The sequence below is a fragment of the Methylomonas subterranea genome, assembly GCF_024505185.1.
GTDB lineage: Bacteria > Pseudomonadota > Gammaproteobacteria > Methylococcales > Methylomonadaceae > Methylomonas > Methylomonas subterranea.
Map to the genome: position 1 here is coordinate 1 of NZ_JANIBJ010000019.1, position 17,349 is coordinate 17,349.

A 17,349-nucleotide genomic window follows, 5' to 3' on the forward strand; every position below is an offset into this window, starting at 1 on the left:
CGGCAGCCTCCCGCAAGCTCCCGGCTGCGCCGAGCCATGCAACGCGGATTTAGTCCGACACTAAACCAGAGGCCGCCGCGACAATCGCATTTTGTGGAATGGGTTTAGGTGTTTTCGGTTCGCCGTGCTTATGACAATCGCGGCGTACGATCTTGGACGGGGAATCGAGAACAGCGGCGCAACGACTAACAAATGCGCTATTACAGCCCAGGCTGAGGATTGAACCGTCAGGGGCTATTAACTTGATGTTACATAGCCCATAAACCGACACGCGAACGCCGGCCGCGAACAAATCAGAGAAGGGCAAAGTTTGCAGACCGTCGACCGAGTCGGTCAACAACGTCAAAAACTTATTATCCGAGTCGTCGGACTGCTGTGATGTAACTTGTAAAACTCGGAATCCTAGGCGATCAAAAAAACCGCCGCCTTGCTGAATAGATACATTGTCGCCAGAAACACCACCAAGCGAAGAAGCAGAACTTTTGCCAGATACCAAAGCGCTTGCCGAATCTGTCGAAGCAGGCTTAGAGCCAGGTTCAAGAGCGGGCGAAACTTTCGGCTTATCGCCATGAATAGCGGCAAACTGGATTGCAGAATAGACAAACAAACCGAGAGACAGAACAATAACAACCATAAGAAGCTTAACCTTTGGGTCGCCAAGGATGCTTTGGTTCGCTTTGCTTTCTGTATGTTCGCCCGTGGCGGTTGATTGGTAGCAATTAAAGACTCTCTCATCGGCTTTATATTTCCTTGGTTTACCAGAGATATGGGATGTCAATTTGCCGCTGTTTTCCGGGTCATGCTGAAACTCATACCAGGTATTTTTAAAGAAAAGCGGCAGTAATTCGCCTAGCGATTTATGCCTGTACGCTGTTTGCGCAACTTCGCGGATAAAATCCTTTACTTTAGCGATATTCGGCGTGGATAAATATATATCCCATTGGAAATGCCGCTGCATGTCGAATGCGGTATCGACATCTCTGGGGCGGTGTACCGTATATTGTGCCCCGGTATATTCGTCATTGATTTGAATATTAAATTCATCGGGTACAAAACCCATTAAATCACATTTATCTAAGTCTTCTTTTTTGAAATCGCGGCGATTAGGATAAACACGTTGACACTCATCAATAATGATTAAGGCTTTAAATGGCGCCCAATGAAACCACCTTGCCATAAATTGCCGGTATTTTTCCTCATCGGTATTAATAAACCAAAGATCGGCGGTATCGGGAAATTTGAAATCAGGGAATTGATCTTGAATGCGATCAATAGAAGTCAAGCCGCGTATGTTAGTGATTACTACCCTGCCCTCCTTTAAGGCGTCGATAGCAAAGCGCTGGACGAGAGTAAACGATTTGAAAGAGCCGGGCGGGCCGTGATGAATACTTGTTGCCATGCCATTAGAACCCTATAAAACGCATAACAAACTTGGTAAAACCAGCGGAAACAATGAGATTAATGGCTTCGGGAATTCTAAAATAAACGAACATAGAAACCATGCGACTATCAAGATAAGACCATGCTTCGTTAATAAATGCGCTGATATTAAGCGATGTAATCAACTCTTGAGCCACATCCCAGGAAAACGCAATAGCCGCGAGTTTCATTTTCCAGTATGCAATAACAGAATGCTTAATTAGCCAGGCGGTGAATTGAGTCAATAAATTGTAAATTCCGGTAGTGATAAAGTCCGACACTGTCTGGCCAACTTCCACAATTGCATTAACAACATCAACGAAAACAGACATATTCAAATATCCAGTATGATTCGAACTGCGATAAATCCGGCAATGAATAGAATAAGATTACCGATGGAAATTAAATCAGTAAATCGAGATAAATCGCTCACAACGTGAACGCCTTTAATTTCGCCGAAATCAAAAACAGGTAAAGCACCAGTGCCCGATAATTCAAGGTTTAGCAATTGCGATGCTTGTGTTTTGATTTGATTAACTTTATCAGCATAAGCAGACTTGGCGGCTTGGGTTTCGGAATCAATGAGGGAATCATCAAAGCCGCCTGGCGTACCGTGATTGATGGTATTGGCCGTACCGGCTTTAAATGATTGCAGTGTCGATTCTTGAGCGCAACCGGGACATGTGCCCATATCCTGGCCGGCAGATGAACTACCGTCCGGCGCCTGGCCTTGAATTGCTCGCAACGAGTCGCCAACCGCTAAACCGGCGGAAGCGGCGGCGCGACCGGCGGCATTGGTGGCCCTGCCTGGCGGATAGTCGGGCGTTATTTCGTCGCGGTAACCGGCAGCATCACCGGCATGACCGGCGGCAGATGCGGCAGAGGCGGCGGCGTTTGCTGCTTGGGCGGCGGCGCTGGCCGCCTGTGCGGCGGCACTGGCGGCAGCGGCCAAGGATTCTACTGTAGGGTTTGCAGTCGCGGCGCTTTGCGCGGCGGCGTTATTTTGTTGAGCGGCAGCGCTGGCGGCTTCCTTAGCTGCCTGTGCTGTTTCGGCATCAGTTTTGGCGTTGTTGGCGGTTTGGGCGCTGGCTTCGGCTTCCGCTTTTTTGGCCGGGGTGACAATGGGTTGTAGCGCGTTATTGGCGGCTATATCGGATGCATTATTACTGCATATATCAGACGACTTTTGACAATCCGCGATAGGGGCACAATACTTGGGATTTTCGCCGATGCAAATAGTCATTGGGCCGGTGTATTCCTTACACTCCTTATCATTGACATCAAAAAAGGTAGACTCAGGACCAGGATTCTGAGCCCAACAATTCGGTGTAGTAACGCATAGGTTTGAAGTGTTGCGATATTGGCCGGCGGGGCAATCTTGAATGATTGGGACCTGGCAAGACCCATTAATGACAGTCTGCCCAGAGGGACAATCACACAACCCGTTAGACCCGCGAACCTGACCGTTAACCGGACATGCCGCCGTGCCAGCATCAACAGGCCATGAGTTTACCGACGCAGTTGCACGATACTGAACAACCGCATTTGTACCATTCCAGGTGCAATATTTAGGATTCCAGATAGTGGGATACAGTGCGTTAAACGCATTGGCATCATTTTGGCAAGCAGTCCAGGCCGCGTCGAATGTCAAAGCGTGAGCAGGACCGGCAAAAAACAAAAGCAGGAATAAATACCTAGCGACTACCGACATCCAAACCAACCAGGAATGCAAATACAACGAGGGAAGCAAGGATGACGGTAGTCAACATAGTGCGGGCCTTATTTACGCAACATGGACACAATAAAGCCAATGCCGGTTACAACCGCAACCATAGAAATGACACCGGCCGCAGCCAAACCCAAGTTAATACTGCCCGATGCGAAAGCGGCCGTAATGTCTTCGCCAATAGTCGCATGTGCCGCCGACACACCTACGATAGACAACGCAACAACGGGAGCAACAACGCGAGTTGCCAGGGCTTTGGTTTTTTCTTTTACAGATTGATACATGGATTTTCTCCAGAAGGTTAAAAATGGCGGCTAACGCCGCCGATCAAGTGCGCCGGATGATCGCAATAATCGCTCCAGCACCGTGGCCTAACGCATAGGCAACTAACGAGCCGCCAATGATGATTTCGAATATGGAAGCATCGAAGGCGAGAAACTGAGTCAAGAGCGCTTCAAGCGCCGTTGTGTCGCACATCTACTTCTTGCCAAAAGCGAGCGCGGGTTTTTCGGGCTGTTTTTCGTCGATTGCTTCAACAGCCGGCGGCTGATCAGCCGCCGGCGCTAGATCAACAACGTTGACTAGCGGTAAACCGGAATCGGGTTTGTCGGTCAGTGAAAAAGTGGCGACTACGTCGCTATCGCGGAATATATGACCGTCGGCAATGCTTGTGAATGGTCGTCCGTTAATTTCGCCGCGACGAATCGGCACCATAATAATGTTGCCCACATTATCGTTAAATTTCTGGAGCCTGGCGGCATCCAGGCGGGACAAATTCAAGTTAAATTGTTCGGGTTGCACGGTTTGACATACTGCTGATTTTCTAATTTCGCCGTCATCAGTTTTTCTTTCTGTTATCTGGATAACTCTAACGGGTAAATAATCGGCCATGGGTATTACTCCTATTTAATTTAAGCGACTAAGCGCAAGTGGTTTGGGTGTTTATAGAATGCGGGCGGTTGTAATTCGCGTTTTTCAATTTCTGTGACTTTCTTGATGACTACCGGGCTAAAGGTGTGAAGGTTGCAGGGCTTGGCTATGTCGATGCCAATTTTTCGAAGGCGAGCGCGGTGGACTTTGACTTGACTCTTGGATAAATCAAATTTTGTACCCTGCATCCATTGGTACGCATAAAGAGTGGTCAGATTAGCGGCCTTGGTATTATCAACAATATGTTGACTCAACAAGGTCTGGGATATTGTTTCTAATTCCATATCGTTCACCTTTAATTTTTCGTCTAAATTTAAAAATTCGCTGTGTAATTGATTGAGTATTGAATAATCGGATAAACCGAAATATTGAAGATTATGTTTTTTTAAGTAAGGCGAATTTAGTTTTTGTTCGAAGCGGGCAACGCCCATTTCTTTACAGTATTGATATAAATCATGGTAATAACGGTACTCTTCGGAATGTTCCCCGTATTTCTTTTTGACCCTGGCCAGGGTGCAGCCACGGCCGTTAATCATTTCGTTGGCTTTGTCGTAAATGCTTGGGTACATCTCACGGGCATTGCCCATGTTCGATAACCAGTCGGCGGTTTTGCCGTCAGGATGGAGACGGCCGCGGCGGTTCAGGTACGACAAGCCCGACACGGCGCGGATATAAGTATCGATACAGGTGCCGGCACCTACGGCAATATTGGTTGTTATGTGAAAGGTAGTAATGATGCAACCGTCAACCACAGGCACAAACTTGATTGCGCCGCTTTCTTGCTTAACTTCCATGAGACCCAGACGAGTACACTTTGTAAGCATGGGCAGGCCGAGAGATTGCAGAATCGTGTTGTAAACGCCTACGCATTTGTCGACTGTATCAAGGCCGAAGAGATTATCGAGACGGTTAAACCTGGACGGATTGCCGGAAACGCACAGACGGCGGCCTTTGACGTGTATTTGGATGCTGGTCGAATAACTACCTTCATGCTGGTGTTTATTCTGCCGAGGGCTTTTAATCTGTTCATCATCTGGCGCGGTGTAATCGATAAAGCACCAGCCTGATTCGGAAATGATCGGTAAATCGAAATCATAATCTTGGTAACAGCTCAACCAATCGTAAAACATGGTTACAACCCGAGCAGGTAAGGCACAGGACCGCCGGGAAACATATTGCGGCGGGTGCGGGTGCAAAAATACCAACGACGGTGCAAAGAACGGAGATGACGATTAACAAAACCGAATCGAACGATGCCGAATTTTGTATATAACGAAGTGGCGCGAAGGGCTTGTTCAGTGGTGGCGACTGTTCGTTCGGAATCGTCTACGGTGTATGTGCCGTTTAATATTTTGTGACGGGTGACGAAAGCCCGAGGGCTTTCGACTTGGGACTGTACAGCAAACGTTTTTAGTGGCTTATCGAGACCTTGAAAAAATTGGCCGAACAGCAAACGCTGTTTGTCGTATTCGGCCATAGGAGCGGCAGGTAAACAGGGTAGACCATCGTCGGATGATAGTTGCGACTGTAACGCTTCGATCCGTGGGCGGTATTTCAATACCACTTGAGCGAAGGCGGATTGTAGGGGCTGGAATTCAATCACAAGACCAACCCCAGAACATGGGTATCCAGCATTGAACGCATGGCGGCACAATCCGGGCAATGGCCATACAAATCCAATTCGTCGAACGATTCGCCGCAAATGCTACAAGTGCCGCAACGGCGCTGAAATGAGCGGACGAAATGAATGCCGGCCAAATAATCGTGGCGAGGGCGACAGGCGTCACACTCGCAAAAATCGTTAATAAATGGTTCGTCCTTGCGGCATTGTGTGCCACCCTGCCCCACTCTCACGGGTTCCGCTTCGACAGCGCCGGGAGTAGTTGAGACCGGCGCGCCGGCAGGGTGGCGCGCAGAGTCGCCGGAATTGGTGGAGTCATTAGGCAATGACTCAGAGTAAGGATAAAGAGTATCGGGATCCCAATCGCTAAAATCTGGTGTATTAGATTTTGCTAATTGACCAGTTTTAGAGACAGATTCGCCGGAATTAGTGGTTTCCACTTGTTCAGAAGAAAATATATCAGGACGTGATTCTTTGAACGCTCTAATCTCCGCAATCCATGCGGCATGACGGCGACAATCACGTTCAAAGGCACGATTTTGAACACGAAGCAACTTTTCAAAATAAGCGGCATTTTCGGCGGTGCGAAAACGAAAAGGAACTTTCTTCATGAATTGAGCATGAAGGCGATTCAATAGCTGGGTGGACTGGGTAAGTAATTCTGATTTTTTCATGGTCTGCGCTCCATGGTGGGTGAAAATGTTGAATCAGTTTCAACATGTTGGAGTCATTTCAACATAGAAAACAAAGCGAGTCAAGCGTATAGTTGAAATAAATTCAACGGAGTTAACACTATGAAATCAATAGAAAACTACATGGACGAGCTAAAAGAAAAAACAGGAAGCGACAACAAAACGGCGCTATTGCTAGGCGTAGACAGATCGGTTATTTCAAAAATCAAAAGCCGAGGAGCTATATCGGACGAGAACGCGGTAAAAGTGGCGGAGTTGCTGGATATAGACCCCGGAGAGGTGCTATTAGCGGCGGCCATGGCGCGGAGCCAAGGCGCGGTTAAATCGGCGTGGGAAAGTGTTTCAAAGCGTGCGGGAATAGCGGCCAGCCTGGCGCTGGCCTTGTTGATTTTTCAGCCTACAAATGATGCGGCACAATTTGACAATTTATACATTATGCGAAGTCATGCCGCCGGGTGCGCCTGACTGAACCTGTCCCGTTGTGGCGTCTGGCTGGCCATTCGGGGCGCCGCTGGAGGCTGGTATATCAGATTCCGACCATAGCTTGATAACTGAAAACCTGGGACCCGGGCGCCGGATGAAACTCAGATCACCCGCGAAAACTGCTGCTGTTTTTGCGCCAGATATTTGTCGAACACCATGCAAATGTTACGAATCAGCAAACGGCCGGCTGGCTGAACCGTGACGCCGGTTTCATCCATACTGATCAAGCCGTCGTCCCGCATGCTTTTGAGATTATTCAATTCGGTAGCGAAGTAATCCGCAAACGCGATATCGAATTGGCGTTCGATTTTGCCGAAGTTCAAATCGAAATGACAAATCAATTGCGTGATGACGGCGCGGCGTAGAATATCGTCGGCATCCAGTTCCACGCCCTTAAAGACGGGCAAGCGGCCGGTGGCCATGGCCTGATCGTATTGATCGAGTTCCTTGTAATTTTGTATATAGGCATTGCCGACCCGGCCGATGGATGTCACGCCCAGTCCGACCAAATCGCAATCCGAATGGGTCGAATAGCCCTGGAAGTTGCGATACAGCTTGCCTTCGCGCTGGGCCGCCGCCAATTCGTCGTCCGGTTTAGCGAAATGGTCCATGCCGATATAAACGTAACCGGCATCGGTGAGTTTTTGGCCGACCATTTGCAAAATTTGCAACTTTACCGCCGGACTGGGTAATTCGGCTTCATTGATCCGGCGCTGGGTTTTAAAGCGGCTGGGCATATGGGCGTAATTGAAGACCGAAAACCGGTCCGGTGCATAAGCCAAAATTTGTTCCAGGGTTTTGGCGAAAGTCTGTTCGGTTTGCAGCGGCAGGCCGTATATCAGATCGATGTTGGTGGAGCGAAAACCTTCCTTGCGGGCGGCTTCCAGCACGGCAAAGGTTTGTTCCTTGCTTTGCATGCGGTTGACGGCTTTTTGCACATCCGGATCGAAATCCTGTAAACCCAGGCTGATACGGTTAAAACCCAGTGCGCGCAATTGGGCGATGGTTTTATCGTTGGTTTCGCGCGGATCGACCTCGATGGAATATTCGCCGCTGTCGTCATCGTGCAAATTGAAATGCTCGCGGGTGGTATCCATCAAGCGCTTCATTTGTTCGTAACTTAAAAATGTCGGCGTACCGCCGCCCCAATGCAGTTGATTGACCTTGCGCCGTCGATCGAACAAGCCGCCCTGCAGGGCAATTTCCTTGCACAGATTATCCAGATACGGCGCGGCATGGGCGCGGTTTTTGGTGACGATTTTGTTGCAGGCGCAGTAAAAACACACCGTGTCGCAAAACGGGATATGCAGATACAGAGACAATGGCCCGCCGGCGGCATTGGATTGCGCGATGTGCCGGCGATATTCGGCATCGCCGAAACCTTCGTGCAATTCCAGCGCGGTGGGATACGAGGTATAACGCGGTCCGGATTTGTCGTAGCGCTTGATCAGATCCAGGTCAAATTTGATTGATTGATCCATTATTCGACTGCTTGATTGATTAATATGCGGGCCGTTTGCGCGGCGAATGGCTGAGAGATTTCGACACTGCCGATCAGATCGCCGGGTTGAGTCGCGGCTTGACCCGATTGCGACACCCGGGCAACGATTCTGAGTTGCTGGTAGTTGCCCAAATGCGTGTCGGCTTGCATGGCCATGCTGTCGTTCAAAACCAGCTCCAGCGGTAAATCGGCCAGTTGCTTACGCGCGATGGCCAGCGGCATTTTGGGGCCGGTCAAGGCCTGGGCATAGATAAACACCGTGCTGTCGGCGGCCGGTAGGTTTTTCAATGCCGGATCGAGTTCGACCCGCAGCGGAATCTCAATGGCGGGAACGGCGCCGGCCTGCTTGGCCAACTCGGCATCCAGCGCGGCCAGCATTTGCCTTACTTGCGGCAGGGATTCCGAACCGGCCGGCAGCAGCCCCGCCAGTTTTTCCCAATATTGCTTGGCTTGCCTGTATTCGCCCCGCTCGGCCCTGGCGACGCCGGCCAACCACAGGGCGTTGTCGTCGTCGGGGTGCTTTTGTAAAACAAGGTCTATCAATTGTTCGGGTTCGCCGCTCATGCGGCCACCGCGCGACATGGCCAGACTATTGGCGTACTGCAATTGCACGTCGCTATCTTGCGGTTGGCTAGCGTACAGCTTGGCATAGACCTCGGCGGCCTGTTGGTATTGCTGTAAATAGCTATAGGAGCGGCCCAGCATTTTCCAACCTTCGATATCTTCCGGTTGTTGCTGCAAACGCTGTTCCAGCTTTGCAATCATCTGGGCCACGTTTTCCGCCGCTTTGGTTTGATTGGCCTGTAATTCAATTTTATTCAAGGCATTGGCATCGCCGAGCATTAAATAGATGAATAAACTCAGGCACGGCAGCAGCAGCGCCAATAGCGGAATCACCCACCTGCCCCTTGATTTCGAAGCCGGCGTATGCACGGCGGACTCTATGTCGTCGCTCAAGATCAATTGCAGTTCGGCATATTGTTCGTCGAACTGGGTTTGCGTCAACGCACCCTCTTGTAACTGTTGTTTCAGCTCCGTCAGGCGCTGGCGGGCGATTTTGATATTGCGTTGTTGATGGCCGTCGTCAACCGGCAACTGTTTTGTCAATAAGGCCGGCACCAGCATTGCCAGCGCTATCAGGATCAGGCCGGCAACGATTAACCAAAATAGCGTATTCAATCCTCTTCACCTTGTTGCAGTATTTCGTTGAGTTTGCCTAGCTGCTTGCTATCCAGGCCAGTTTGCGCCGCGACCTTTTTTTGCCGCGCCAGCACGACTACCGTGACGATGCCAATCAATAAAAAGACAATGGGCCCCAACCATAGCAAAGCGGTTTTGATACCGAAGGCGGGCCGATACATGACAAAATCGCCGTAGCGCTGGGTCATGAAATCCACTACGTCCTGTTGCGATTTGCCTTGCTGCAGCATATCGTAGACTTGCTGGCGTAAATCCTTGGCCAAATCGGCATTGGAATCGGCGATGGTTTGGTTCTGGCATACCAGGCAGCGTAGCTCCGAGATCAAGGTTTGGTAGGCTTGCTCCCTGGCCGGGTCGTCAAAGGGATGGTATTCCACCACCGCCGTCGCCGGCAGCGCCAGTAAGCATAAAATCAAGATTATGACTTTATTCATGCCGGCTCCAGGTTAAGCGTTTGCAACAAGGGTAGGAAAATACGTTCGATATCGCCGGGTTCAACCGGCCCGGTATGCTTGTAGCGGATCACGCCGCGTTTATCGACGACAAAAGTTTCCGGCACGCCGTAGACGCCGTAATCGATACCGACCCGGCCGTCGCTATCCATGATACTGACATCGTAAGGGTTACCCAATTTTTGCAGCCATTGCTGGGCGGCCGAGGCTTCGTCTTTGTAATTCAGGCCGACGATGCTCACCAATTTACGTTTGGCCAATTCCAGCAACAAAGGATGTTCCTGCCGGCACGACACACACCAGGATGCCCAAACATTCAATAGCCATACCCTGCCCTTTAAATCCTGCTGAGACAGGGTTTTTTCCGGTGTTGCCAGTATCGGCAGACTGAAGGCCGGCGCCGGTTTACCGATTAGGGGCGACGGTATGTCTTTCGGGTTCAGGCGTAAGCCGATGGCCAGAAAAACCGCCAGCACCACAAACAACAGCAGCGGCAACAAATATTTCAATTTAAGCATGCGCGGCCACCGCTTTTTTGTTGAGCATTCGATAGCGTCTGTCCATGGCGCCCAGCAATCCTCCCAGCGCCATGAATACGCCGCCCAGCCAGATCCAGCGGATAAAGGCTTTGTAATACACCCGCAGACTCCAGGCGCCCTCCTCGCCCAAGGGTTCGCCTATCGCGACGAACAAATCCCGAAACAGACCGGCATCGATGGCGGCTTCAGTCATCGGCATGGTTTGCACCCGATACACCCGTTTTTGCGGCGACAATTCGGCCACGGTTTCGCCTTTATGCGTGACTGTCAGATAGCCTTGCTCGGCCCGGTAATTGGGGCCTTCGGTCGATTTGACGCCGTGAAAATTGAATACATAACCGAACATGTCCAGATGATCGCCCGGCGCCATACGCACGTCGCGTTCCATGCTGTAGACGGAGGTCATGGTGATCCCCACCACAAACACCGCGATACCGATATGCGCCACGGTCATGCCGTAGAAACCGGCCGGAATTTGCCTGATGCGCTCGAGCGACCAGCTTTGCAGGCGTTGCTTGAAAGCAAACCCGGTGACCGCCAAAGTCCATAGAGCCAAACTTAAGCCCAATACCGCCGCCCAGGAATAAAAAGGCATCAGCAAGGGCAAGGCGGCGGCGAGCGCCAGACATACCGCGGTCATCAGCCAAACCGGTTTGCCCAGGGTTTTCAGGTCGTCGCGCTTCCAATGCAGCAACATGCCGAAACCCACCGCAATGCTAAGGGGCGCCATTAACGGAATGAATACCGCATTGAAGTATGGTGGACCCACCGACAACTTACCCAGACCCAGGGCATCAATGACCAAGGGATACAGGGTGCCCAGCAAAATACTGGCGGCAGTAACCACCAACAACACATTGTTGATCAGCAATACCGATTCGCGCGAAACCAATTCGAAACTGGCGCTGCTTTTTACCCGCGGCGCCCGAATTGCATACAGCAACAACGATCCGCCCACTACCACGCCTAAAAACACCAGAATGAATACCCCACGGGTTGGATCGCTGGCAAAGGCGTGCACCGAGGTCAACACGCCGGACCGCACCAGAAACGTGCCCAGCAAGCTGAGGGAAAAGGCAAAAATCGCCAACAAGACAGTCCAGGTTTTAAACACGCCGCGTTTTTCGGTGGCGGCCAGGGAGTGAATCAGCGCGGTACCGACCAGCCAGGGCATAAATGAGGCGTTCTCGACCGGATCCCAAAACCACCAGCCGCCCCAGCCCAGTTCATAATAGGCCCACCAACTGCCCAAGGTGATACCCAGGGTCAAAAACAGCCAGGCTACACTGGTCCAGGGCCGCGACCAACGCGCCCAGGCCGCATCCAACTTGCCCTCGATCAATGCCGCAATCGAAAAGGCAAAGGCCACCGAAAACCCCACGTAACCCATGTACAGCATGGGCGGATGAATCGCCAGACCGGGATCCTGCAATAGCGGATTCAAGTCCCGCCCCTCGGCGGGTGCCGGAAACAAGCGCTCGAACGGATTGGAAGTGAACAGCAAAAACAGCATAAAACCGACGCTGACCAGCCCCATCACGCCCAATACCCTGGCGCGGGTAGCATCCGGAATGTGCTTGCTGAACATGGCCACCAAGCCGGTCCAGATCGACAAGGTCAAGGCCCAGAGCAATAAAGAACCTTCATGCGCCCCCCAAACCCCGGATACCAGATAAATAAACGGCAAGCCGGTGTTGGAATTTTGCGCCACATAAGCCACGGAAAAATCGTGCACGATAGTGCTATAAGTCAAACAGCCGTAGGCAATCGCCATAAAGAATAATTGCCCGAAGGCCGCCGGCTTGGCAACATACACCCAGCCCGCGATGCCTTTTGAGGCTCCGGCCAGCGGCAGCGTGCCTTGCACGACAGCCATGCACAAGGCCAAAATTAGGGCAAAATGGCCGATTTCGGGAATCATTCGGCCTCCGGGGCTTTTTTCAGGCTGTCGGCCACTTCCGGCGGCATATAGTTTTCATCGTGTTTTGCCAGCACTTCCTCGGCCACGAATACGCCGCGGCCATCCAGGCGGCCCATGGCGACTATGCCCTGCCCTTCGCGGAACAAGTCAGGCAAAATGCCGCTGTATTCGACCGTGACTTCCTTGCTGAAATCGCTGAGTTTGAAACGTACCAACAGATCGGCACCGGGCCGCTCCACGCTGCCCTTAACCACCATGCCGCCCAAGCGGAATAAGGCGTCCCGGGGCGCCTTGCCTTCGGCGACATCCGTGGTCGAGAAAAAGTACATCAGATTTTCGTTAAAAGCCTTCAGGGCGAAGGTTGCCGCCAATCCAATCCCAATCAGCATCAAGCCGATCAGCAACAAGCGTTGTTTACGGTGTGGTTTCATTGTTGTGCGCGTTTTTGTTTAAGGGCCAGTTGTCTGAGTAATTGTTTACGCTGCACGATGGGTGCAAACAGGTTCCACAGCAACACGGCAAGCGTGATGCCGTAGGATGTCCAGACATAAAAGGCGTAACCGCCCATGGCAAAAAAATTCTCAAGACTCATGCGTTTTGCTCCAGCAGGTTTTTCACCCATTGCGCGGAAGGCTCGCGTTTAATCAATTCCAACTTGGCGGCCTGCAACACCGCAATGGCGTAATACACCTTGAAGGCGCCAGCCATCAGCAACAACGGAATCAGCATGCTGATATGAATGGACGGCTTGTCCATTTTGCTGACCGTGGGTCCCTGGTGCAGGGTATTCCACCATTCCACCGAGTAATGAATGATGGGAATGTTTACCACGCCCACCAAAGCCAAAATCGATACCGCCCTGGCCGCGCTACGTTTGTCCTCGATGGCGCCGTACAAACTGGTCACCCCCAGATACAAAAACAGCAGGATAAGTTCCGATGTCAGGCGCGCATCCCACACCCACCAAGTGCCCCACATCGGTTTTCCCCACAGGGAACCGGTCACCAGCGCCACCAAGGTAAAGCCGGCGCCGATAGGCGCGCTGCTGATCAACATTACTTCGGCCAGTTTCATGCGCCAGACCAAGGCAATACCGCCCATGACGGCCATCAGCACGTAAATGAATAAAGACATCCAGGCCGCCGGCACGTGGATGTAAATGATACGGTAACTGTCGCCCTGCTGATAATCGGCCGGCGCCATCACCAAGCCTCCGTACAAGCCCGGAATCAGCAGCAATAAAAACAAAACCGTCAACCAGGGCAGCAGTTTGTCGGCCAGCGTATAAAAATGCGGCGGCGATGCGGTGCGGTGAAAGAAGCGGCTGATGGGGGCGGGAATAAACGACATAGGCTTAATTAACACTCATTTTCAGCGCCGCCGCGGTGGGCAGCGGGGTTAACACCAGGGCCAGCAACAACATGGCTGCCAAAATATTGATCTGGGCGCCCGTCGGCAGACCGCCAGCGGCTCTATCGACGGCACCGCTGGCAAAGATCAGCACCGGAACGTACAGGGGCAGTACCAACAACGACAGGATCATGCCGCCGCGCCGCAATCCGACCGTCAAGGCCACGCCGATGGCGCCGATCAGGCTCAACAGCGGCGTGGCCAGAATCAGGCTCAACCACAGGGTGGGCATGGCTTGTTCCGGTAGACCCATGAACAAGGCCAACAGGGGCGCGACCAGCAGTAAGGGCAAGCCGGTTACCAGCCAATGGGCGAAGACTTTACCCAGCACCAGCACCGATAGGGGGTGCGGACTCAGCAGCAATTGCTCCAGCGAACCGTCTTCAAAGTCCGAACGAAATAAGCCGTCCAGCGACAACAATGCCGCCAGCAGCGCGGACACCCAAATCACGCCCGGCGCCATGGCCCGCAATAAATTGGGCTGGGCACCGACGGCCAGCGGAAACAGAGTCACCACTAGCACGAAAAAAAACAAGGGGTTGGCCATTTCGGCGCGGCGGCGAAAAGCCAGCAACAAATCACGGCGCACAATGGCGAAAAAGGCTTGAATCAAGGGCATGAATCCAGGTGAATGCGTTGCAGACCGAGGTGCGGGAATGTCAAATCGTGGTGAGAAGTCAATATCACCATGCCGCCGTTTTTGGCATGCTCGTCCATTAATGTTTCAATCAGCTCTATACCCTGTTTATCCAATGAGGTAAACGGTTCGTCCAGAATCCATAAGATACTGTGCGTCACCAGTAGGCGCGCCAGCGACAAACGGCGCTTCTGTCCGGCGGACAAGGACTGCACGGGACTGTCGTCATACCCGCTCAAGCGCACCTTTTGCAGAGCCAGATCGATGCTGTATTGGCCGGGATGCCCCAAAGCCAGGGCAAAACGAAGGTTTTCCAGAACCGTAAGCTCTTTTTTGGTGCCGTCGGCATGACCGACATAGGCCATATCGGCAAAATACCGGCTCTCGGCAATCCGCCGACCGGCCCAAAATATTTCACCGCCGTCGGCCTCGCGAAAACCGCATAAAATTCTCAATAGCGTTGTTTTACCGCTACCGTTGCTGCCTTCCAACAATAAAACCTGACCGGGGCGCAAACCAAAGCTCAAGCCGGAAAACAGCAGTCTGTCATCGCGACTGCAGGATAAACCGGCCACTTCAAGCATTGCCGAGGACGAATGTTCCATCAATCTCTATCCGATTCCATCTCAAAGCTCGGCATTTTAGCAATAATTCGGGCCCGATTGGCGAACAGAACAAAACACCGCATGCTGCTCATCGAAAATTGACGGACGCACGCCTCACCGATATTCTGCTCAACTGTTCAGATACAATGAACCAGCATTACCCGACAAGACGCTACAAGTCGAGGGAAAGCCGGACACAAACTTTTATTTTCGCTAATAACTATTTTTATGGTATGAATATTCGAAAGAATTGGTTTGCTTCACTCTATCAAAATACCTGTCGGAGACTGCGATGAAATATTCCACTAAACATCGATTTTCTATCGGTCTGCTTCTCAGCTTTACCTCTCTAACCACCCAAGCGGCACTTCATGATCGCGGCGGCGGCCTAATTTATGATGACGTACTCAATGTTACTTGGCTTCAGGACGCTAATTACGCCGCGACTCAGGGTTACAGTTTGCTTCAGAATGGACGGTACCTGAGTTGGTACGACGCATTGACTTGGGCTGAAAACCTTACTTATTTCGACTCTGTACGTAATGTTACTTGGACTGACTGGAGGCTGCCAAAAATCACGCCTCTAGATCCGACAATTGGCTGGCAGATGCAGATAAGTACCAACGGTGATCAGGATGACGCGTACAACGTCAGCGCCCCCGGCACTAAATATGCCGGTTCAACCGCCAGCGAACTCCCTTACATGTTTTTCAATAACCTCGGTAATACGTCGCGTTGCCCAGTAGGCTTCGGGTTTGCTGACTGCAGTACGGACAGTTATCTGAACTATACGCTCAATACCGGGATATTCATCAACATGGAAAAAGGCGGTTATTGGACTGGTAGCGACGAGAATTTGCCATTTAAAGACGGTTGGGGCTTTGACATGGGGGCTCAGTGGGGCTTGCAGGGCGCTTTCAATGCCGGTGTTCCCCGTATCGCATGGGCTGTACGCGATGGCGACGTTGCCGCCGTACCGTTGCCAAGCGCGATTTATATGTTCGCCGCAGCGATTACTGGATTTTTGAGTTTAAGGCGTAAACATCATGTTGGAATTTGTCAACAGCCGCACCAAGAGTCAATGTAATTTTTATCGCAATATATATTGCTAAATTTTGAAACATTTCATGTTGTTTTTTGGTTCTTTCTGCCCAAGGACAGAATTTAAAGCAGGTATAAAAATTAGATGTAAAAGAAATTTAAGCATACTATCGTTCCTTGACTAGTCTAAATCCGCCTCATAGCCATAAAATTTGGCTCACAAAGCCAAAAGTGGTGGATTTAGCTCCCATTACAATAACAGAGGTTGGCTCATGAAAATCAAAACCATATTTACCGCCGGCGCATGCAGTTTCTTGTTTTTGGCGGGTTGCGACAACGATTCCGCTACCGAAACCCCGCCCCCCGCGCCAGCGGCGGCGACCAGTCCTCAACCCGGCATTGCCGCGCCAATCACAGAAACAATCGAGTCCGTCCAGACCCAAACCCAGGAAGCCGCCGACAACGCGGCGGAGCGTCTGAACGGCGCGATTGAAGGTGCTGTCGGCGAAGCCGCAACCGCCACTACCGAAGCCGTGGATGCCGCCGCGGCGGCTCATGATTCCGCCGCACAGGCGGTCGACGCGACCGTTGATGCCGCCCAAACCGCCGTTACAGCCACCGGCGATGCGGCCAATGCCGCCGTGGAGGGCGCTAAAGCCGCCGTCGAAGAAACCGCGGGAACCGCGACCGAAGCCGTAAAATCCGCCACCGAAGGCGCGACCGAGGCGGCCGACAAACTGGAGAAAGCCGTGGATGCCGTCAAAACTCCTCTTCAGCCGGCTCAGTAAGCCCATCGCGATTTTTATATAGCAACGTTTTTATCTGACCGGGCGCGGCAAGGGATAAATCTTTGCCACGCCCGCCTTCTCGATCGATTTTTCCTACCCCGCAATCAGGCAAACCCTTGGTCGATTTTCGCTTGTGCGGTAGCAAACACTCCGAAACTGCTCAACCGCGCCCCGCTTAAGTCAACAACCGTCCTTGCCATCCGCTATTTCGGTTGCGGGCTTAAACCGACAACAAGACTCTCCGCCCTCGAAAAATCGGCCAAGCTCGGCTTGGCAAGCTTGTGTAAAAGTCTTGCGCAAGCATATAAAAACATTCGTAGTTTCTTTTGGATTAGCGGCTTCTTAGCTGTATGATTACCTCAGCAACGAAATGGTAAAGTCATC

The 17,349-nt window shown here is 51.7% G+C and carries 22 protein-coding genes; 3 read left to right on the top strand and 19 right to left on the bottom strand.

The annotated features are described in order from the left end of the window. Nucleotides 1-49 precede the first annotated feature (49 nt). The 9 genes from NP590_RS11250 to NP590_RS11290 all read right to left on the bottom strand — a co-directional run bounded on the left by NP590_RS11250 (nucleotide 50) and on the right by NP590_RS11290 (nucleotide 6,370). Nucleotides 50-1,399, bottom strand: coding sequence for a zonular occludens toxin domain-containing protein (locus tag NP590_RS11250; protein ID WP_256602484.1), 1,350 nt, complete (start codon nucleotides 1,397-1,399; stop codon nucleotides 50-52). A 4-nt stretch (nucleotides 1,400-1,403) separates the two neighbouring features. Continuing rightward, entirely contained in the window at nucleotides 1,404-1,751 is a 348-nt protein-coding gene (locus tag NP590_RS11255; RefSeq protein WP_256602485.1) for a DUF2523 domain-containing protein, read from the bottom strand. 2 nt (nucleotides 1,752-1,753) lie between these two features. After that, nucleotides 1,754-2,662, bottom strand: a complete 909-nt coding sequence (locus NP590_RS11260; RefSeq protein WP_256602486.1) for a hypothetical protein — start codon at nucleotides 2,660-2,662, stop codon at nucleotides 1,754-1,756. Between the two features lie 536 nt (nucleotides 2,663-3,198). Further along, nucleotides 3,199-3,429, bottom strand: coding sequence for a hypothetical protein (locus tag NP590_RS11265; RefSeq protein WP_256602487.1), 231 nt, complete (start codon nucleotides 3,427-3,429; stop codon nucleotides 3,199-3,201). A gap of 43 nt (nucleotides 3,430-3,472) precedes the next feature. Further along, nucleotides 3,473-3,622, bottom strand: coding sequence for a hypothetical protein (locus NP590_RS11270; RefSeq protein ID WP_256602488.1), 150 nt, complete (start codon nucleotides 3,620-3,622; stop codon nucleotides 3,473-3,475). Beyond that, on the bottom strand, nucleotides 3,623-4,036 hold the full coding sequence (locus tag NP590_RS11275; protein ID WP_256602489.1) for a hypothetical protein: 414 nt from the start codon (nucleotides 4,034-4,036) through the stop codon (nucleotides 3,623-3,625). It lies immediately after the preceding gene. A gap of 20 nt (nucleotides 4,037-4,056) precedes the next feature. After that, on the bottom strand, nucleotides 4,057-5,205 hold the full coding sequence (locus tag NP590_RS11280; RefSeq protein ID WP_256602490.1) for a phage/plasmid replication domain-containing protein: 1,149 nt from the start codon (nucleotides 5,203-5,205) through the stop codon (nucleotides 4,057-4,059). 2 nt (nucleotides 5,206-5,207) lie between these two features. Then, nucleotides 5,208-5,552: a hypothetical protein gene (locus NP590_RS11285; protein WP_256602491.1), complete on the bottom strand. Its 345-nt coding sequence runs from the start codon at nucleotides 5,550-5,552 to the stop codon at nucleotides 5,208-5,210. Between the two features lie 122 nt (nucleotides 5,553-5,674). After that, nucleotides 5,675-6,370 (bottom strand): hypothetical protein, encoded by a 696-nt coding sequence (locus NP590_RS11290; protein WP_256602492.1) that lies wholly within the window; start codon nucleotides 6,368-6,370, stop codon nucleotides 5,675-5,677. A gap of 120 nt (nucleotides 6,371-6,490) precedes the next feature. On the opposite strand from NP590_RS11290, the gene NP590_RS11295 reads away from it, so the two are divergent. Next, nucleotides 6,491-6,853, top strand: a complete 363-nt coding sequence (locus NP590_RS11295; protein ID WP_256602493.1) for a helix-turn-helix domain-containing protein — start codon at nucleotides 6,491-6,493, stop codon at nucleotides 6,851-6,853. Nucleotides 6,854-6,972: 119 nt separating this feature from the next. Here the strand turns inward: NP590_RS11295 and hemN are convergent, their stop codons facing one another. The 10 genes from hemN to ccmA are packed head-to-tail and all read right to left on the bottom strand — an operon-like array spanning nucleotide 6,973 to nucleotide 15,136. Then, entirely contained in the window at nucleotides 6,973-8,352 is a 1,380-nt protein-coding gene (gene hemN, locus NP590_RS11300; protein WP_256602494.1) for an oxygen-independent coproporphyrinogen III oxidase, read from the bottom strand. Continuing rightward, complete coding sequence (gene ccmI, locus NP590_RS11305; RefSeq protein ID WP_256602495.1) at nucleotides 8,352-9,551, bottom strand: c-type cytochrome biogenesis protein CcmI; 1,200 nt, start codon at nucleotides 9,549-9,551, stop codon at nucleotides 8,352-8,354. The genes hemN and ccmI overlap by 1 nt, the downstream gene beginning before the upstream one ends. Beyond that, a complete protein-coding gene (locus tag NP590_RS11310; protein ID WP_256602496.1) occupies nucleotides 9,548-10,006 on the bottom strand; it encodes a cytochrome c-type biogenesis protein in 459 nt (152 codons plus the stop codon). The genes ccmI and NP590_RS11310 overlap by 4 nt, the downstream gene beginning before the upstream one ends. Next, nucleotides 10,003-10,542, bottom strand: coding sequence for a DsbE family thiol:disulfide interchange protein (locus NP590_RS11315; RefSeq protein ID WP_256602497.1), 540 nt, complete (start codon nucleotides 10,540-10,542; stop codon nucleotides 10,003-10,005). Before NP590_RS11315 ends, NP590_RS11310 begins: the two co-directional genes overlap by 4 nt. Next, entirely contained in the window at nucleotides 10,535-12,484 is a 1,950-nt protein-coding gene (locus tag NP590_RS11320; RefSeq protein WP_256602498.1) for a heme lyase CcmF/NrfE family subunit, read from the bottom strand. The genes NP590_RS11315 and NP590_RS11320 overlap by 8 nt, the downstream gene beginning before the upstream one ends. Continuing rightward, nucleotides 12,481-12,915 (bottom strand): cytochrome c maturation protein CcmE, encoded by a 435-nt coding sequence (gene ccmE, locus NP590_RS11325; RefSeq protein ID WP_256602499.1) that lies wholly within the window; start codon nucleotides 12,913-12,915, stop codon nucleotides 12,481-12,483. The genes NP590_RS11320 and ccmE overlap by 4 nt, the downstream gene beginning before the upstream one ends. Continuing rightward, nucleotides 12,912-13,076, bottom strand: coding sequence for a heme exporter protein CcmD (ccmD, locus tag NP590_RS11330; RefSeq protein WP_256602500.1), 165 nt, complete (start codon nucleotides 13,074-13,076; stop codon nucleotides 12,912-12,914). The genes ccmE and ccmD overlap by 4 nt, the downstream gene beginning before the upstream one ends. Beyond that, nucleotides 13,073-13,834: a heme ABC transporter permease gene (locus NP590_RS11335; protein ID WP_256602501.1), complete on the bottom strand. Its 762-nt coding sequence runs from the start codon at nucleotides 13,832-13,834 to the stop codon at nucleotides 13,073-13,075. Before NP590_RS11335 ends, ccmD begins: the two co-directional genes overlap by 4 nt. Nucleotides 13,835-13,838: 4 nt before the next feature. Continuing rightward, nucleotides 13,839-14,513, bottom strand: coding sequence for a heme exporter protein CcmB (ccmB, locus tag NP590_RS11340; RefSeq protein WP_256602502.1), 675 nt, complete (start codon nucleotides 14,511-14,513; stop codon nucleotides 13,839-13,841). Continuing rightward, entirely contained in the window at nucleotides 14,504-15,136 is a 633-nt protein-coding gene (ccmA, locus tag NP590_RS11345; RefSeq protein ID WP_256602503.1) for a cytochrome c biogenesis heme-transporting ATPase CcmA, read from the bottom strand. Before ccmA ends, ccmB begins: the two co-directional genes overlap by 10 nt. Nucleotides 15,137-15,428: 292 nt before the next feature. Between ccmA and NP590_RS11350 the strand changes: the two genes are divergently transcribed. Then, nucleotides 15,429-16,223 carry a hypothetical protein gene (locus NP590_RS11350; RefSeq protein ID WP_256602504.1) on the top strand — a complete coding sequence of 265 codons (795 nt, stop codon included), beginning with the start codon at nucleotides 15,429-15,431 and terminating at the stop codon, nucleotides 16,221-16,223. A 226-nt stretch (nucleotides 16,224-16,449) separates the two neighbouring features. Continuing rightward, nucleotides 16,450-16,965 carry a hypothetical protein gene (locus NP590_RS11355; protein WP_256602505.1) on the top strand — a complete coding sequence of 172 codons (516 nt, stop codon included), beginning with the start codon at nucleotides 16,450-16,452 and terminating at the stop codon, nucleotides 16,963-16,965. Nucleotides 16,966-17,349 lie beyond the last annotated feature (384 nt).

Excerpts from the sequence above, each read along its gene's own strand:
- ccmD (WP_256602500.1), bottom strand. The coding sequence starts at position 13,076 with ATGAGTCTTGAGAATTTTTTTGCCATGGGCGGTTACGCCTTTTATGTC.
- NP590_RS11270 (WP_256602488.1), bottom strand. The coding sequence starts at position 3,622 with ATGTGCGACACAACGGCGCTTGAAGCGCTCTTGACTCAGTTTCTCGCC.
- NP590_RS11260 (WP_256602486.1), bottom strand. The coding sequence starts at position 2,662 with ATGACTATTTGCATCGGCGAAAATCCCAAGTATTGTGCCCCTATCGCG.
- ccmA (WP_256602503.1), bottom strand. The coding sequence starts at position 15,136 with ATGGAACATTCGTCCTCGGCAATGCTTGAAGTGGCCGGTTTATCCTGC.
- NP590_RS11250 (WP_256602484.1), bottom strand. The coding sequence starts at position 1,399 with ATGGCAACAAGTATTCATCACGGCCCGCCCGGCTCTTTCAAATCGTTT.
- ccmB (WP_256602502.1), bottom strand. The coding sequence starts at position 14,513 with ATGCCCTTGATTCAAGCCTTTTTCGCCATTGTGCGCCGTGATTTGTTG.
- NP590_RS11255 (WP_256602485.1), bottom strand. The coding sequence starts at position 1,751 with ATGTCTGTTTTCGTTGATGTTGTTAATGCAATTGTGGAAGTTGGCCAG.
- NP590_RS11265 (WP_256602487.1), bottom strand. The coding sequence starts at position 3,429 with ATGTATCAATCTGTAAAAGAAAAAACCAAAGCCCTGGCAACTCGCGTT.
- NP590_RS11315 (WP_256602497.1), bottom strand. The coding sequence starts at position 10,542 with ATGCTTAAATTGAAATATTTGTTGCCGCTGCTGTTGTTTGTGGTGCTG.
- NP590_RS11275 (WP_256602489.1), bottom strand. The coding sequence starts at position 4,036 with ATGGCCGATTATTTACCCGTTAGAGTTATCCAGATAACAGAAAGAAAA.
- NP590_RS11310 (WP_256602496.1), bottom strand. The coding sequence starts at position 10,006 with ATGAATAAAGTCATAATCTTGATTTTATGCTTACTGGCGCTGCCGGCG.
- NP590_RS11350 (WP_256602504.1), top strand. The coding sequence starts at position 15,429 with ATGAAATATTCCACTAAACATCGATTTTCTATCGGTCTGCTTCTCAGC.
- NP590_RS11355 (WP_256602505.1), top strand. The coding sequence starts at position 16,450 with ATGAAAATCAAAACCATATTTACCGCCGGCGCATGCAGTTTCTTGTTT.
- NP590_RS11280 (WP_256602490.1), bottom strand. The coding sequence starts at position 5,205 with ATGTTTTACGATTGGTTGAGCTGTTACCAAGATTATGATTTCGATTTA.
- NP590_RS11335 (WP_256602501.1), bottom strand. The coding sequence starts at position 13,834 with ATGTCGTTTATTCCCGCCCCCATCAGCCGCTTCTTTCACCGCACCGCA.
- hemN (WP_256602494.1), bottom strand. The coding sequence starts at position 8,352 with ATGGATCAATCAATCAAATTTGACCTGGATCTGATCAAGCGCTACGAC.
- NP590_RS11290 (WP_256602492.1), bottom strand. The coding sequence starts at position 6,370 with ATGAAAAAATCAGAATTACTTACCCAGTCCACCCAGCTATTGAATCGC.
- NP590_RS11285 (WP_256602491.1), bottom strand. The coding sequence starts at position 5,552 with ATGGCCGAATACGACAAACAGCGTTTGCTGTTCGGCCAATTTTTTCAA.
- NP590_RS11295 (WP_256602493.1), top strand. The coding sequence starts at position 6,491 with ATGAAATCAATAGAAAACTACATGGACGAGCTAAAAGAAAAAACAGGA.
- NP590_RS11320 (WP_256602498.1), bottom strand. The coding sequence starts at position 12,484 with ATGATTCCCGAAATCGGCCATTTTGCCCTAATTTTGGCCTTGTGCATG.
- ccmE (WP_256602499.1), bottom strand. The coding sequence starts at position 12,915 with ATGAAACCACACCGTAAACAACGCTTGTTGCTGATCGGCTTGATGCTG.